Annotated in this window: 14 protein-coding genes; 3 read left to right on the top strand and 11 right to left on the bottom strand. The window is 38.5% G+C overall.

The features are described from left to right. Nucleotides 1–121: 121 nt before the first annotated feature. The 3 genes from APB85_RS00485 to APB85_RS00475 form a co-directional block, all read right to left on the bottom strand. A complete protein-coding gene (locus APB85_RS00485; RefSeq protein ID WP_057480203.1) occupies nucleotides 122–370 on the bottom strand; it encodes a hypothetical protein in 249 nt (82 codons plus the stop codon). 76 nt (nucleotides 371–446) lie between these two features. Further along, nucleotides 447–743: a TIGR03643 family protein gene (locus tag APB85_RS00480; protein ID WP_057480202.1), complete on the bottom strand. Its 297-nt coding sequence runs from the start codon at nucleotides 741–743 to the stop codon at nucleotides 447–449. A gap of 289 nt (nucleotides 744–1032) precedes the next feature. Then, nucleotides 1033–1803 (bottom strand): HNH endonuclease, encoded by a 771-nt coding sequence (locus tag APB85_RS00475; protein WP_057480201.1) that lies wholly within the window; start codon nucleotides 1801–1803, stop codon nucleotides 1033–1035. A 408-nt stretch (nucleotides 1804–2211) separates the two neighbouring features. On the opposite strand from APB85_RS00475, the gene yaaA reads away from it, so the two are divergent. The 3 genes from yaaA to APB85_RS00460 all read left to right on the top strand — a co-directional run bounded on the left by yaaA (nucleotide 2212) and on the right by APB85_RS00460 (nucleotide 8283). Next, complete coding sequence (gene yaaA, locus APB85_RS00470) at nucleotides 2212–2973, top strand: peroxide stress protein YaaA (protein WP_057480199.1); 762 nt, start codon at nucleotides 2212–2214, stop codon at nucleotides 2971–2973. Between the two features lie 908 nt (nucleotides 2974–3881). After that, on the top strand, nucleotides 3882–7331 hold the full coding sequence (locus APB85_RS00465; protein WP_057480198.1) for a pyruvate carboxylase: 3450 nt from the start codon (nucleotides 3882–3884) through the stop codon (nucleotides 7329–7331). Nucleotides 7332–7623: 292 nt separating this feature from the next. Further along, nucleotides 7624–8283: a uracil-DNA glycosylase family protein gene (locus APB85_RS00460; protein ID WP_057480197.1), complete on the top strand. Its 660-nt coding sequence runs from the start codon at nucleotides 7624–7626 to the stop codon at nucleotides 8281–8283. 578 nt (nucleotides 8284–8861) lie between these two features. Here the strand turns inward: APB85_RS00460 and APB85_RS00455 are convergent. The 8 genes from APB85_RS00455 to APB85_RS00425 form a co-directional block, all read right to left on the bottom strand. Further along, nucleotides 8862–8996 carry a 30S ribosomal protein THX gene (locus APB85_RS00455; RefSeq protein WP_063870557.1) on the bottom strand — a complete coding sequence of 45 codons (135 nt, stop codon included), beginning with the start codon at nucleotides 8994–8996 and terminating at the stop codon, nucleotides 8862–8864. Between the two features lie 3 nt (nucleotides 8997–8999). Further along, the gene (locus APB85_RS17230; RefSeq protein WP_169929143.1) at nucleotides 9000–9143 is read right to left on the bottom strand and encodes a hypothetical protein; all 144 of its coding nucleotides are present in this window, start codon (nucleotides 9141–9143) and stop codon (nucleotides 9000–9002) included. 78 nt (nucleotides 9144–9221) lie between these two features. Continuing rightward, complete coding sequence (gene trpA, locus APB85_RS00450; protein ID WP_057480196.1) at nucleotides 9222–9989, bottom strand: tryptophan synthase subunit alpha; 768 nt, start codon at nucleotides 9987–9989, stop codon at nucleotides 9222–9224. Nucleotides 9990–10142: 153 nt separating this feature from the next. Then, complete coding sequence (gene trpB, locus APB85_RS00445) at nucleotides 10143–11324, bottom strand: tryptophan synthase subunit beta (protein ID WP_057480195.1); 1182 nt, start codon at nucleotides 11322–11324, stop codon at nucleotides 10143–10145. A gap of 237 nt (nucleotides 11325–11561) precedes the next feature. Continuing rightward, complete coding sequence (locus APB85_RS00440) at nucleotides 11562–12179, bottom strand: phosphoribosylanthranilate isomerase (protein ID WP_057480194.1); 618 nt, start codon at nucleotides 12177–12179, stop codon at nucleotides 11562–11564. An 89-nt stretch (nucleotides 12180–12268) separates the two neighbouring features. Beyond that, the gene (gene trpC / locus APB85_RS00435) at nucleotides 12269–13057 is read right to left on the bottom strand and encodes an indole-3-glycerol phosphate synthase TrpC (RefSeq protein WP_057480193.1); all 789 of its coding nucleotides are present in this window, start codon (nucleotides 13055–13057) and stop codon (nucleotides 12269–12271) included. Between the two features lie 85 nt (nucleotides 13058–13142). Further along, on the bottom strand, nucleotides 13143–14135 hold the full coding sequence (gene trpD, locus APB85_RS00430; protein ID WP_057480192.1) for an anthranilate phosphoribosyltransferase: 993 nt from the start codon (nucleotides 14133–14135) through the stop codon (nucleotides 13143–13145). 164 nt (nucleotides 14136–14299) lie between these two features. Continuing rightward, nucleotides 14300–14905: an anthranilate synthase component II gene (locus tag APB85_RS00425; RefSeq protein ID WP_057480191.1), complete on the bottom strand. Its 606-nt coding sequence runs from the start codon at nucleotides 14903–14905 to the stop codon at nucleotides 14300–14302. Between the last annotated feature and the right edge of the window lie 148 nt (nucleotides 14906–15053).

The raw sequence follows: 15053 nt of genomic DNA, 5'->3' as shown, positions 1-15053 counted from the left end.
TTTACGCTCATCCTAGATCCTGAAACAAATTCAGGATGACGTAGCATCCATAATCCTAAATTCATATCAAAGGTCTAAGCTGTTAAGAATTTAAATTGAGCTACGATATATAGGAAACTCCTCAATTCAGCGAACAATTTACCTGGGTCATCATTTTCCAGGAGCACATAAATTTTGGTAATTTTTTAGCCGAAGAGAGTTTGCGTTTAAACCTGATCTTAATGAATTTTCCACCCGAACTTTTAAACTGAAAATGCGCCGAATTAAGCAACTGTCCGTTATAATCTATAATAACTCCTTCGGAATTTCTCCATAGAAAACTTCCGCTAAAGGCTTTTACCAGTTTAGGATATTTAGAAGAACCTGCCATATACTTAAAGTTTAGGAAGCAATAAGATACGGAAAAAGAAACTTTAAAAGGAAAAACCAGTTGAAATTAACGTATTTCAATATTTTTTCTTAGAAATTCTATTGCCGGTTATTTGGCGTTGCGCAGTAGATTTAAATCTGGAGATCTCGTTATCCCGTAATTTTGCGTGCTTGGTTTTTCTTCCCTGCACCCTGGCGCGCCATTTTCTCCAGTTACGCGGGTGCATTTGCTCCTGCATAAATTTTATCACATCTTTTTCGGTCAGCCCAAACTGGTATTCAATAGCTTCAAAAGGCGTGCGGTCTTCCCAGGCCATAGCAATTACGCGGTCCTGCTGGCGCTCATCTAATTTAAACTTTTCAGCGATGCTCATTTTTTTTTAGCCGAAATTTAAGAAAATAGGAGCTTTTGTTAGGTTGAACATTGGTGAAGGTTTTTGTAAAAAAGAGGTGGTTTTAGAAAAATGAATAGCAGAAAAGGGATAACAATTATTTGGGCGTTCCCCTGGCGGGTCGGGCTTTCCGCTACAATCTTTTTGCTCGATAATCGAAATTTAATATTTCAGAACTTGTCTTAAAATTCGAGGTTTTTATATAAATGTTTTGTGGTTTTGATCCTGGAAAGTTTATTGTCCCTCGCAAAAAGGATTTCCACTGCAATCCCTAACGCTGGAATCTTTGCTCATTATGATATTTTAAAAATTCTACATCAGGTAAAAATTTAGAAGGTAGAAATATGTCTTTACTTTCATATTGAAAGAAATATTTTTCAAGAGCATCAGTTTTCTTTTGATTTAATAGAACCTTCGAGATTTTTATTTTGTATTCTGGAGTGATTGTTATTAAGCCATTCTCGAATGCTTTATCGTGTAGGGCGTTAATCGCAATTCCATTTCTAGGATTTAATCGATTTTTCTCGTCAGAACTCCAAGGCTTTATATGACCAGCGATTAACAATTCACTATTGGTTAGTCCAGAAATACAGCAAGTATTATTATATGATGCTAAAATTGACTTTCTAAAAAAAGATTGATTCACTCTAACTTTTACAAGTTGTTCTCTTGTATTTCCTTCAGGAAGTTCATCTATTTTTATATCGTTAAGTTCTTCAATAGATCTATTTTCAAATTCAGATAATAATTTTTCACTTTCAAAGGGTAAACCCTCCCAATTATTATAAAATTCATCCCAAATTATTTTGTCTAATTTACTTGAATTTGAAGCACCTTTTATACCTCTAGCTTGTAGGCTTGGGTCAAGACTTGCGAAGTTCACTAACTTATAGGCAATAGAACTCGGTGTTCTACCAATCAATTCCGCTAAATGAATGACTTCAGGATTTGATCTATGTAAGCGACCGAAAGGTAGTTTACAATAAAGATTTATAGCTAATATCAATTCGTCTCTAGTCCAAAGTTTTTGACCATTTTTCATTAATTATCAGCTTGGGTGACGAATTTATTTTGGCAATAATGAGATAAACATTTATGTATTTGAGTTTTTTCTAAAGAATGAGATAGATCCAAAATTAATCCAGTCCTATTTCCACATTATGGACACGTTGTGGGTTGATCGCTGTAAGTGAAAACTTCTTGGAATTGAATCATATTTTTAGTTTCTTTTTGAATTCTAATTTTCCTAAAAAATTTAAAAAAGAAAAGCTCTTTTTTAAGATAGATCAATTTAACATTTAATTCAGAAACCAAAAAAGGGTTTTCCGTAAAGCGATATAATTTTATCAACCGCAATAACTCATAACTATTCTTCTATAAAAAACTAATAAAAGGCGGCTTTCCTGTTTTCTATGCTTTCACTTATATTTGAAGTAAAAACCGCATAATTATGAAAATTGTTGTTTCTCCGGCCAAAAGCCTGGATTACGAATCTAAATTACCTACCACTCGCGGCACCCAGCCCGCTTTTTTGGAAACTACTGCCAAGCTTAATCGCAAGATGGCGAGAATGACCAAAAATGAGATTTCTGAATTGATGAGCATAAGCGATAAGCTTGCCGATCTTAATTATACCCGTTACCAGGACTTCGAGGAAGAACACAACAAAAAGAACTCCCGCCCCGCGATGTATGCTTTTGCCGGCGATGTTTACACAGGCCTGGATGCCTACACCATTCCCACCGAAAAACTGGATCGCCTGCAGGATAGCTTGCGCATCCTATCCGGACTTTACGGCGTGCTAAAACCGCTGGATCTAATGCAACCTTATCGTTTAGAGATGGGAACTTCGGTAGGTATAGAACGCAAGGATAATCTATATGAAGTTTGGCAATCAAAAGTTACCGAACTCCTTAATGAGGAAATGGAAGATGGCGAACTTTTTATCAATCTGGCCAGCAACGAATATTTTAAAGCTATAGACACCAAAAAACTAAAAGCTGAGGTGATCTCACCGGTGTTTAAGGATTTCAAAAATGGAAAATTAAAGATCATCAGTTTTTACGCTAAAAAAGCACGTGGTGCTATGGTACGTTATATTATAGACAAAGACGTAAATACGCTGGAAGATCTCAAAGGTTTTGATTATATGGATTATCGTTTTAGTGAAGAACATACTGAGAAGGAAAACGAGCCGGTTTTTATTAGGTAGTTTTTTTTAGCTCTCGGTTGTGGGTTGTCAGTTTTCAGTGAATATTTGCCAGCGTCATTGCGAGTGAGTAACGAGCGCGGCGACCTGTGGTTTTAGTTCTACTGTCACTTCGAGTTTCCGACGCTAGTCGGAAGTATCGAGAAGTGCTTTGTGGTTCGAATTTCAAACCTTTCTCGATACGCCGTTATTCTCGCTTTCGCTCAAATACCGCCACTCGAACTGACACGCTAGTATCGATAACGAAGCCATTACTGAAACCAGTTTCACTGTCACTTCGAGTTTCCGATGTGAGTCGGAAGTATCGAGAAGTGCTTTGTGGTTGGAACGTCAAACTGTTCTCAATACGTCGTTATTCTCGCTTTCGCTCAAATACCGCCACTCGAACTGACGGGCCAGTATCGATAACGAAGCCATTACTGAAACCAGTTTCATTGTCACTTCGAGTTTTCGACGTGAGTCGGAAGTATCGAGAAGTGCTTTGTGGTTCGAATTTCAAACCTTTCTCGATACGTCGTTATTCTCGCTTTCGATCAAATACCGCCACTCGAACTGACGCGCTAGTATCGATAAGTGCTTTTTTGTTAAAAGTGAATAGTGAAGAGTTAAAAGTGAAGAAGTAGGAGAAGAGAGAAAAGAATAAAGATGCAGAAGTCAGGGGATTTTTAAATCCGACAACTCACAACTGTTCCAGAACAGATTGCCACGTCCCGCTACCGTAGTCCTCGCAATGAAGCGCAATGCGAAACACCAAACCACAAGCAACAAACGAAAATCCGACAACCGACAACCGAGAACCCAAAACCGAAAAACTTTTATATAAATTTTAGCATAACAAACCACCTTTTCTTCTGAATGTTTTAATAGTTTACGGCAACAACTAACTATTGCTAACTAACTCAATTAAAAAAATGAAGATTCAAAAAGTATTGGTGGCCAATCGTGGGGAAATCGCGATTCGAATTTTTAGAGCCTGCACCGAAATAGGAATTAGAACGGTAGGAATTTTTACCTTTGAAGATCGCTACTCCCTGCACCGCTACAAGGCCGATGAATCTTATCAAATAGGCCCCGATAAGGAGCCCTTAAAACCTTACCTGGATATAGATGCGATAATTAACACCGCCAAAGAGGTGGGTGCTGATGCTATTCATCCCGGGTACGGATTTCTTTCTGAAAACGCCGATTTTGCACAAGCCTGTAAAGACAACAACATTATTTTTATTGGGCCTGAAGTTTCAGTATTAAAAAGCCTGGGTGATAAAGTAACCGCGAAAACAGTAGCGGTAAAAAACAATGTTCCGGTGATTCAGAGTAACGAGAAAGACCTGGAAAGTCTGGATATTGCCATAGAAGAAGCCAACCGAATAGGCTATCCAATTATGCTGAAAGCCGCCAGCGGTGGTGGAGGCCGTGGAATGCGAGTGCTTAGAGAAGAAGCTGAATTAAGAAAGGCTTTTTCAGAATCTAAACGCGAGGCACTTAATGCCTTTGGAGATGATACCGTTTTTATTGAAAAATTTATTGAAAATCCGAAGCATATTGAGATCCAGATCGTGGGAGATAACCACGGGAATATGGTACACCTTTTTGAGCGGGATTGCTCGGTGCAACGTCGCTACCAAAAGGTGATTGAATTTGCACCTTCGTATAATTTAGATCAAATCACCAAGGAGAAACTTTATGAGTATGCCGTGAATATTTGTAAAGCGGTGAATTATAATAATATTGGTACAGTCGAATTTCTGGTAGATCACGATGGTAGTATATACTTTATTGAGGTAAATCCACGAATCCAGGTAGAACATACCGTGACCGAAGTGGTAACGGGAATAGACCTGGTTAAAGCACAGTTGTTTATTGCCGGTGGATATAAACTAAGTGACGAGCAGATAAAAATTAAAGATCAGGCTTCGCTTAGCACAAACGGATTTGCCCTGCAATGTAGAATTACTACCGAAGATCCCGCCAACGATTTTCAACCTGATTATGGTACAATTACTACCTATAGAAGTGCTTCCGGATTTGGAATTAGGCTCGACGCCGGTAGTTTGTACCAGGGCGTGACCATTTCACCTTTCTTTGATTCTATGCTGGTAAAAGTTTCTGCTAGCGGTAGAACTTTAGACGGTGCGTGCCGTAAAATGCGTCGGGCTTTAGCTGAATTCAGAATTAGGGGCGTAAAAACTAATATTCCGTTTTTAGATAATATTCTTCAGCATGAAAAATTTAGGGAGGGTAGCGTAACGGTGAATTTTATCGCCAATAATCCCGATTTATTTAAACTGAAAGAAACCCGAAACCGCGCCACCAGGATGGTTGAATTTCTGGGTGATGTAGTGGTCAACGGAAATCCCGATGTAAAGGAAATAATAGAAAAGCCAAAACTTATAAAAGCCGATGTTCCTGCTTTTGATCGAAATGCGGCATACCCAAAAGGAACCAAAAATTTGCTTACCGAACTTGGCCCAGAGAAGTTTGCCGAATGGTTGAAGAATGAAAAAAAGATTCATTTTACCGATACTACTTTTAGAGATGCGCACCAAAGCTTACTGGCCACCAGGATGCGAAGTACAGATATGCTAAAAGTGGCTGAAGGTTTTGCCAAAAATCATCCCGAAACATTTAGTATGGAAGTTTGGGGAGGCGCTACTTTTGATGTTTGCCTTAGATTTTTAAAAGAAAACCCCTGGGAACGTTTGCAATTACTGCGGAAAGCGATGCCAAATATCTTGCTGCAAATGCTAATGCGAGGCTCAAACGGAGTTGGCTATACCGCTTATCCCGATAATTTAATCGAAAAATTCGTAGCTGAAGCCTGGGAAAACGGGGTAGATATTTTTAGGATTTTTGATTCCCTGAATTGGATGAAATCTATCGCACCCTGTATTGAATATGTACGTAAGAATACTTCTGGCCTTGCGGAAGCTTCAATTTGCTATACCGGCGATATACTTGACAAAAACAGTAAGTATAACTTGGACTATTATCTTCAGTTGGCAAAAGATATTGAAAATGCAGGGGCACATATTTTAGCGATCAAAGATATGGCCGGGCTGCTAAAACCTTACGCTGCCGGCGAGCTGGTTTCCGCCTTAAAAGCGGAGATCAATATTCCGGTGCATTTGCATACCCACGATACTTCGTCTATACAGGCGGCTACTTATTTAAAGGCCATAGAGGCTGGGGTAGATGTGGTAGATGTTGCGCTGGGCGGACTTTCGGGACTTACCTCGCAGCCTAATTTTAATTCCCTGGTGGAAATGACGAAATCTGGCGAGCGCAAAGCCGATTTCAATATGGAAAAGCTTAATGAGTATTCGCATTATTGGGAAGCGGTAAGAAAGTATTATTTCCCGTTTGAAAGCGGACTCAAAGCCGGTACTGCCGATGTTTACAAACACGAAATTCCCGGTGGGCAATATTCTAACCTAAAACCGCAAGCCGAATCTTTAGGCCTGGCTTCCAGGTTTCACGAGATCACCGCAATGTATTCTAAGGTGAATAAACTTTTTGGAGATATTATTAAGGTAACGCCAAGTAGTAAGGTGGTGGGCGATATGGCGCAATACCTGGTGAGTAATAATTTGAGTATAGAAGATGTAATGGAAAAGGGCGAAAACCTTTCCTTCCCGCAGTCGGTGGTGAATTTCTTTAGAGGCGATTTAGGGCAACCTCACGGCGGTTTTCCCGCTGAGGTGCAAAAGATCATCTTAAAGGATCAAAAACCTTATACCGACAGGCCAAATGCGCATTTGGAACCTATAGATTTTGAAAAGGAATTTAAAGAATTCTGCGATATTTTTAAAGAAGGAATGGGCCGAAAACTGGAAATGACCGATTTCCTTTCGTATAAATTATATCCAAAAGTATTTACCGAATATTTTAATCATTACCGAAAATTTGGAGAGGTAATGAATATTCCGACTCCTAATTTCTTCTACGGAATGCAACCCGGAGAAGAGATTACCGTTGAAATGGATAAAGGAAAAACGCTACTTATCGAATTCTTATCGGTGGGAACTGCAGATGAAGATGGACTCGTAGATGCGTTTTTTAAAGTAAACGGACAGACCAGAACGGTAAAAATTCAGGATAAGTCGGTTAAGGTTGAAAAAGTGGTTCACCAAAAGATCGATAAATCGAACGATAAAGAAGTAGGCGCTCCAATTCAGGGTTCTATTTCTTCAATTTTAGTCGAAAAAGGACAAAAAGTGAAAAAGAATGAACCACTATTCGTAATCGAAGCCATGAAAATGGAAACCACTATCACCGCGAATAAAGAAGGCGAAATAGATGAAATAATCCACAAAGAAGGCACCATGGTTTTTGCTGATGATATGGTAATTAAACTTAAATAAAATGTAACTAAATTCTCTTATAAATAATTATTGCTTGTTCTTTTTTCCATTGATGAAAAAAGAACAAAAAAAATCTAGGCTTACGAAACTTTATCTAAATTTATCGTTCGGCACCTAAATTTTAGGAACTCGCTATAAGAATTCACCTGAATAAAGAAATATCTTTAGCTCAAACAACCTAAAATTTTACGGTGCCATCACTTCAAATTTTATGATAAATTTTCGGTAGGCCGGTTTAAAACTTAAAGCAAACAATAAACAACAAACCCCCAAAAAAATACCGCGAAGCACAATGTTTCACCACACACACCCTTTTAAACCTTTTATTCCGGAAAATGCTACAAAACTAATTGTAGGCACATTACCGCCTCCAAGATTTACGAGAGGGGAATTTAAGGAAGGAGACGTGAACTTTTGCTATGGTAGCCGTGACGGACTTTTATGGATCGTTCTAGATAATATATTTAAACTCGATCTCAAATTTGAAACTACGGAAGCAGCTATACAGCAACGTAAAGACTTCCTTATAGAAAGAGGCATTGGTATCTGCGATATGGTAGAAAGCAGTAGGAGGGAAAAGGTAGATGCTTCCGATCTTGGGATGCAGAAGGTTGAACTTAGAAATATGCTGGGGATTTTAGAAGAATATCCAAAAATAGAAACCCTGCTTTTTACCGGCGGAAATTCCAAGAATGGCCCTGAATATTTCTTTAGAAGACATCTAAAAGAAGTAGGAAGTGATATTCGGTTAAAAGTGATTTCTAACGAGGTGCCCAGAATTCACCAGTTTGTCTTAAACGGCCGACTTATAAAAACGGTATCCCTAACCGCACCTTCGGGTTCGGCTAATCGAGCTATTGGCAGTATGGAGCTTTATAAACAACTAAAACAAAGGGATAAGGATTTCAATACCGTAGATTTTAGAGTAATGCAGTACAGAGAGTGGTTTTGAAGTAGGTCTCCGGTATTGAGATCGAGGAATGAGTGTTGCAATCTGTGTTTATGTTTCCTCCGTCACTTCGAGTTTCCCGACGAATGTCGGAATGTATCGAGAAGTGCTGTGAAGTTAAAAGTGAAAAGTGAAGAGTCAAGAGAAGAGAATAAAGAGGCAGAATTCGGGGAATTTTAAACCCGCAATCCGAAACAATAAAACCCAAAGAACAAACAAAAAACCGACAACTCACAACTGACAACCGAATCCACAAATAACAGATTACCACGTCGACTGCGTCTCCTCGCAATGAAGATCCAAAATATTCGTGTATTCGTGGCTTTTTGTTTTTTGGTGAAGAGTTACAAGTGAATAGGTAATAAAAGAGAGAAAAAATATAGAGGCAGAATTCAGGGAATTTTAAACCCGCCATCCGAAACAATAAAACCCAAAGAACAAACAACAAACCGAGAACTCACAACTGACAACCGAATCCACCACGTAGACTGCGTCTCCTCGCAATGACTAAAAACAAAAACCCTGAATCTAAAAGTAAAAAACTTTCAAATTCAGGGTTTCAAGACGTAGTCAACTTACAACTACTGTAACTCTTTCTTTTCCTGTTCGGCCATGGTGGTTGGTTTTACCTTAAACTTTTTACGTTTAGGTCTTAATTTTCCATGAGTACCGATCGCAATTTTTCCTCGTTTCGTTTTTCTATCTCCACGTCCCATAAATTACTTTTTATTTTGTTGGTCTTTTATGGTTTTTTCATCGATATCAACCTCGTTGGTCTGTTTATCAGTTTTCCCGGTTGGGTTAACTGGATTTTTTTGATCTTTCTCTCTCTTTCTTTTATTATCTTCAATTGGACCGCCCATAATTGCTGTTTTTTAGGTTCAATTACTAAGATAAGAATTCAGAATCTTAAAACCTGCCAAGTCCATGTTAGAATTAGGTTAAACCGGCCTGATGCTTTTCACGAAATCGCCTATATTCTTTTTTCCATTAGCGTTGAGGTGTTTAATAAACGCCGACCCAATAATGGCGCCTTTGGCATATTCGGTGGCCTGGTTGAAGATTTCTTCGTCGCTAATTCCAAAACCTACAATTTGCGGATTTTGAAGTTTCATTGCTGAAATCCTTTTAAAATAATCCCTGGTTTCCTCACTAAATCCGGAAGTAGAACCGGTAACACTAGCGGTACTAACCATATAAATAAATCCGTTGGAAACCGAATCTATAAAGCGAATACGCTCTTCAGAAGTTTGTGGTGTTATCAGGAAAATATTCTGAAGCCCATTTTCTTCGAAAATCGTCTTATATTCTTCATTATAAACATCTACCGGAAGGTCCGGGATTATAAGTCCGTCAATCCCGGTTTCAGCGCATTTTTTACAGAATTTCTCAACACCATACTGAAGAATTGGATTAAAGTATCCCATAATCACCAGAGGTATTTCCACTGAGTTCCTAATTCCTTTAAGCTGTTCGAAGAGTTTATTGGTGGTCATTCCACTTTTTAATGCTTTGGTAGAACTCTCCTGAATTGTTGGACCATCAGCCAGGGGATCGCTAAAAGGCAGACCGATTTCAATAAAATCCACCCCGTTTTTTTCTAAATCCTTAATAATGGGAACTGTATCTTCGGGTTCAGGATAACCGGCGGTAAAATAGATAGAAAGCATCTTTTGCTCTTCCTGAAGTTTTTTATTTATTCTGTTCATTTTCAATATTGTTATAAATCGACATTCTGAATTCATTTCAGAATCTAACTCGTTTAGATTTTGAAATAACTAGATCTCAATCAAAATCGGGTTGACGATAACTCATAATTTTAACTTTTATAATAATTCCCCCTTCGGGGGCTAGGGGGCTTTTTACAAACCGAAATAATCAATATACGTACTCAAATCTTTATCGCCACGGCCCGAAAGATTGATCACTATTACATCATCTTTTTTAAATTTTCGGTCTTCAAAAATCGCCAGGGCGTGAGAAGTCTCGATAGCCGGAATAATCCCTTCTAATTTTGCAAGTTCCTGGCCGGCATCCATAGCCGCTTTATCGGTTATGGAAATAAACTCTCCTCGTCCACTTCTAAATAAATTGGCGTGCATTGGCCCCACACCAGGATAGTCAAGTCCGGCAGAAATGGAATACGGCTCAGTAATTTGTCCGTCGTCGGTTTGCATAAGCAGGGTTTTACTACCGTGAATAATACCTTCTTTTCCTAAAGCTGAGGTTGCAGCACTTTCACCGCTTTGTATGCCTTTTCCGGCTGCTTCCACCGCAATAATTCCAACTTCTGGATTGTCTAAATAATGATAGTAAATTCCAGCTGCATTACTTCCTCCACCTACACAAGCCACTACATAATCAGGATTCTCCCGATTTTCTTTTTCTTTTAGCTGAACTTTAATTTCTTCAGAAATCACCGCCTGAAATCTAGCTACCATATCGGGGTAGGGATGCGGCCCAACCACAGAACCAATGATGTAATGAGTATCCAGCGGGTTGTTGATCCAATCGCGAATCGCCTCGTTCGTGGCATCTTTTAAAGTTCGGCTTCCCGATTTTGCCGGAACTACTTTGGCTCCAAGCATCTTCATTCTGGCAACGTTTGGCGCTTGCCGTTCAATATCAATTTCGCCCATATAGACAATACATTCAATGCCCATAAGCGCGCAAACAGTAGCCGTAGCTACACCGTGCTGACCTGCGCCGGTTTCAGCGATTATACGGTCTTTACCAAGGCGTTTTGCCATTAAAATTTGACCAACGGTGTTATTTACCTTATGAGCACCTGTATGGCAAAGATCTTCGCGTTTCAGGTATATTTTTGTATTGTACTTTTCGCTAAAACGCTTAGCATAATAAAGAGGTGTTGGACGCCCTACATAATCCCGTAACAGATCTTTAAATTCTTTCTGAAAAGATTCCTCTTTCATAATCTCCAGGTATTGCGAACGCAATTCCTCTACATTGGGATAGAGCATTTCGGGAATAAAAGCTCCCCCAAAATCACCGTAATATCCTTTTTCGTTAGCCTGATAGCTCATTTTTATTTGTTTTATTTGAGTGCTTCGAATGCACTAATTTTATTATAATTCTTGCAATATCCTGAACCTGAACCTGAAACAAGTTCAGGTTGACTATCAATTCTTAATTTTTCTTGCGAGGGCATCGCACTTGACAATTTTTAGTATTTTTCTTTCGTCATTCTGAATTTATTTCAGAATCTAAGTTGTTTTAATTCTAAATTCCAAACTGATAATTCAAAATAGATACCCGAAAACTCAAAACTGTTTTCTAAATTCTTTTAATTTTTCGACATTCTTACAACCAGCTTCCTCTTCAAATTTACTATTTACATCTATGGCGTAAAGCAAATTTTCCTCACCATTTTCTTCAAAATAGGCTTGAAGTTTTTGAATAGCTTCTACTTCTTCCGCTCCAATTCCTCCACTTAGGAAAAAAGGTTTTTTTGAACGATAATCCTTTAAAACTTCCCAATTAAAAGTAATTCCGTTACCGCCTTTATTTTTGCCTTTAGTATCAAAAAGGAAAAAATCTACCACAGTTTCATATTCCTTTAAGCGCTCAAAATCGAAATCGTCTTTAATAGAAAATACCTTTATGATTTCTACCTCGGTTTCGATTAAAAGGGTTTTTAATTCAGCGCAAAAAGCGGCACTTTCCTCACCGTGTAACTGAATAGCATTTAAATCGTGCTCTTTAATTCTATCAAGGATAATATTGATCTCTTCATCAACAAAAACGCCTGTTTTTTTAATTGCTGAAGAGATTTCCGGCATCTTAGCCTCGAAATACCTGGGAGTTTTTTCATAAAAAATAAACCCCATATAATCAGGCTGAAGTTTTGCAACTTCGCTGATGTTTTCGGGATGCTTCATCCCGCATATTTTGAGTTTTAAGCTTTTCATCTTTCCAACAATAGATTGCTTCTCCTGATTTCATCAGAATCGCAATGACGTTTTTTTATTTATAATTTATTCAGTGTTTTTACAAACTCAGCGGCAGCTTTCCCGGGATTATTTGTTTTCATAAAATTCTCACCGATCAAAAAGCCTTTGTAGCCAAATTGCTGTAAATCTTTTATTGCTTCAACCGAGCTAATTCCGCTTTCAGAGACTTTTACAAAGTCTTCAGGAATTTTGCCGGAAAGTTCTTTACTAATATCGGTGGAGACTTCAAAAGTTTTTAAATTTCGGTTATTTACACCCAACATATCCAAGCTGGGCATAATAGATTTTTGCAGTTCTTCTTCGTTATGCACTTCCAGTAATACTTCTAAACCTATACTTTTAGCAAATTCTGACAGTCTTTTAATTTCTTCCCGTTCCAGTACTGCTGCGATAAGCAAGATCACATCGGCCCCGTGAGCTTTTGCTTCCAAAAGTTGATATTCATCAATAATAAATTCCTTTCGCAATAAAGGCATTTTTACCGCTGCACGGGCATAAAGTAAATCGTCTAAAGATCCGCCAAAATATTTACCATCGGTAAGTACAGACATTCCGGAAATTCCTGCATCTTCATAACCTTTAGCTACATCTTCAACATTTAGCCCCTGGTTAATTATCGATTTTGATGGAGAACGTCTTTTATGTTCAGCAATAATTCCGGTTTTACTGCTTCTTAATTTTTCTGCCAGGGAAACTGTTTCACGCTCAAATAGCGCCGATTGTTCCAATTGTGAAACGGGAACAACCAGTTTTTTTAAGACCAGTTCTTTATGTTTATCGGCTATTATTTTATCTAGAATATTCATATTTCTGTTGTCAGTTCTCAGTTATGAGTTTTTAGTTTTTCCTATCGTCATCCTGAACTTGTTTCAGGATCTAAGTTGTTAAAAATTATTTACTCAATTCCTGTAATTTCTCCAATGCTTTTAAAGCTTTCCCTGAATTTATGGATTCCCGGGCAGTTTCAAAACCTTCTTTGACACTAATTTGTTTAGCAGTGGCGATTGCCATTCCGGCGTTAGCGCAAACCACGTTATTTTGTGCTTTAGTACCTTTTCCTTTTAAAATATTGACAAAGATTTCTGCAGAACTTTCTATAGAACCGCCACCGGCAATTTCTTCCTGATTTAATGATTCTACTCCGAAATCTTCCGGGCTCAGCATTCCTTCAGAATTATTACTAATGGTTTTGGTGTTTCCGGTAAGGGAAATTTCATCATAACCATCTAAAGCGTGCAAAATAGTAAAATTCTTATCGGTGTTTTGATATAGGTAACCATACATTCGCGCTAGTTCCAGGTTAAAAACTCCTACAAGCTGATTTTGCGGAAAAGCAGGATTTACCATTGGCCCAAGCATATTGAAAAAAGTCTTTACCGCCAGCGACTTCCTGATTGGTGCCACGTTTTTCATTGCCGGGTGGAATAGGGGAGCGTGCAATACACAAATTCCTGCTTCTGCAATACATTTTTCGAGAAAACCGGGATCATTACTAAATTTAATTCCCAGGCTTTCCATAACATTTGAACTTCCGCTTACCGAAGAAACTCCGTAGTTTCCATGTTTTGCAACATTTACTCCCGCTCCAGCCGTAACAAAAGAGGAAGTAGTGGAAATATTAAATGTATTTTTCCCATCACCACCGGTTCCACAAAGATCTATAGGATTGTAAGCACTTAAATCTATGGCTACACAAAGTTCTAAAAGCGCATCCCGAAATCCCTCCAGTTCTTCTATAGTAATGCTTCGCATCATATAAACCGTGAGAAATGCAGCGATCTGACTTTCGTTATATTCTCCATTAGAAATGCTGAAAAGCGCCTGCTTCGCTTCATCTTTGGAGATGGTTTCGTGGTTAATAAGCCTGTTTAATAGTTCTTTCATAATTTAAGCCCCCTCTAAATCCCCCGAAAGGGGAGAATAGTTTGGAGATGATTTAGTGATTTATAATAATATTATTATCAAGTATTAAACCCTCATACAAATACCTCGAAAGGGAAATATACTTTCATTTAACATCTTTTGGATATAGCCTCAGGTATTTACTTTTAGGTATGAGCTCCCTCTCCTTTGGGGAGGGTCGGGGAGGGGCTTTCTACCCAATTCTGAATCATTTTTTTTCCATCTGGAGTCAATACCGATTCCGGATGAAACTGTACTCCACGCACATCAAACTCACGGTGACGAAGAGACATGATTTGTCCTTTTTCATCGTAAGAAGTGGCTTCCAAAGAATCTGGGAGTTCTTTTAAAACTACCCAGGAATGGTAGCGGCCTACCTTCATTGTTTTTGGGAGATCTTTAAAAAGTGGTTCGTCGTCTACACAAAGATCCATCGTTGTGGCGATGCCGTGATAAACCGATTCCAGATTGCCCAAGGTCCCGCCGAAAACTTCACCTATGGCTTGTTGCCCGAGACACACGCCCAGGATGCTTTTTGAAGAAGCATATTTTTCTATGATAGGTTTTAATAATCCGGCTTCACTGGGAATTCCGGGGCCGGGAGAAAGCAAAATCTTATCATATTTCTCCACGTCTTCCAGCTCTAACTGGTCGTTTCTTATTACCGTGACTTCACAATCTAATTCTTCTAAATAATGTACAAGATTGTACACAAAAGAATCGTAATTATCTATAACTAATATTTTTTTCATTCTACCTGGTGTAAAATTCTGTTTTTAATACTAAAAGTTGCGTCAATCTGTCCCGAAGCTTCGGGATCGTTTCAGATTCTAATATGTTAGATCTCCGAATAAATATCGGAGCAAGCTCTGAAATAAATTCAGGATGACGTATTGTTTT

The sequence above is a fragment of the Salegentibacter mishustinae genome (genome assembly GCF_002900095.1).
GTDB lineage: Bacteria > Bacteroidota > Bacteroidia > Flavobacteriales > Flavobacteriaceae > Salegentibacter > Salegentibacter mishustinae.
This window is presented reverse-complemented; position numbering and strand designations above follow the sequence as displayed.

Coding starts and splice junctions, on each gene's coding strand:
- APB85_RS00485 (WP_057480203.1), bottom strand. CDS start 370: ATGGCAGGTTCTTCTAAATATCCTAAACTGGTAAAAGCCTTTAGCGGA.
- APB85_RS00480 (WP_057480202.1), bottom strand. CDS start 743: ATGAGCATCGCTGAAAAGTTTAAATTAGATGAGCGCCAGCAGGACCGC.
- APB85_RS00475 (WP_057480201.1), bottom strand. CDS start 1,803: ATGAAAAATGGTCAAAAACTTTGGACTAGAGACGAATTGATATTAGCT.
- yaaA (WP_057480199.1), top strand. CDS start 2,212: ATGAAAATTGTTGTTTCTCCGGCCAAAAGCCTGGATTACGAATCTAAA.
- APB85_RS00465 (WP_057480198.1), top strand. CDS start 3,882: ATGAAGATTCAAAAAGTATTGGTGGCCAATCGTGGGGAAATCGCGATT.
- APB85_RS00460 (WP_057480197.1), top strand. CDS start 7,624: ATGTTTCACCACACACACCCTTTTAAACCTTTTATTCCGGAAAATGCT.
- APB85_RS00455 (WP_063870557.1), bottom strand. CDS start 8,996: ATGGGACGTGGAGATAGAAAAACGAAACGAGGAAAAATTGCGATCGGT.
- APB85_RS17230 (WP_169929143.1), bottom strand. CDS start 9,143: ATGGGCGGTCCAATTGAAGATAATAAAAGAAAGAGAGAGAAAGATCAA.
- trpA (WP_057480196.1), bottom strand. CDS start 9,989: ATGAACAGAATAAATAAAAAACTTCAGGAAGAGCAAAAGATGCTTTCT.
- trpB (WP_057480195.1), bottom strand. CDS start 11,324: ATGAGCTATCAGGCTAACGAAAAAGGATATTACGGTGATTTTGGGGGA.
- APB85_RS00440 (WP_057480194.1), bottom strand. CDS start 12,179: ATGAAGCATCCCGAAAACATCAGCGAAGTTGCAAAACTTCAGCCTGAT.
- trpC (WP_057480193.1), bottom strand. CDS start 13,057: ATGAATATTCTAGATAAAATAATAGCCGATAAACATAAAGAACTGGTC.
- trpD (WP_057480192.1), bottom strand. CDS start 14,135: ATGAAAGAACTATTAAACAGGCTTATTAACCACGAAACCATCTCCAAA.
- APB85_RS00425 (WP_057480191.1), bottom strand. CDS start 14,905: ATGAAAAAAATATTAGTTATAGATAATTACGATTCTTTTGTGTACAAT.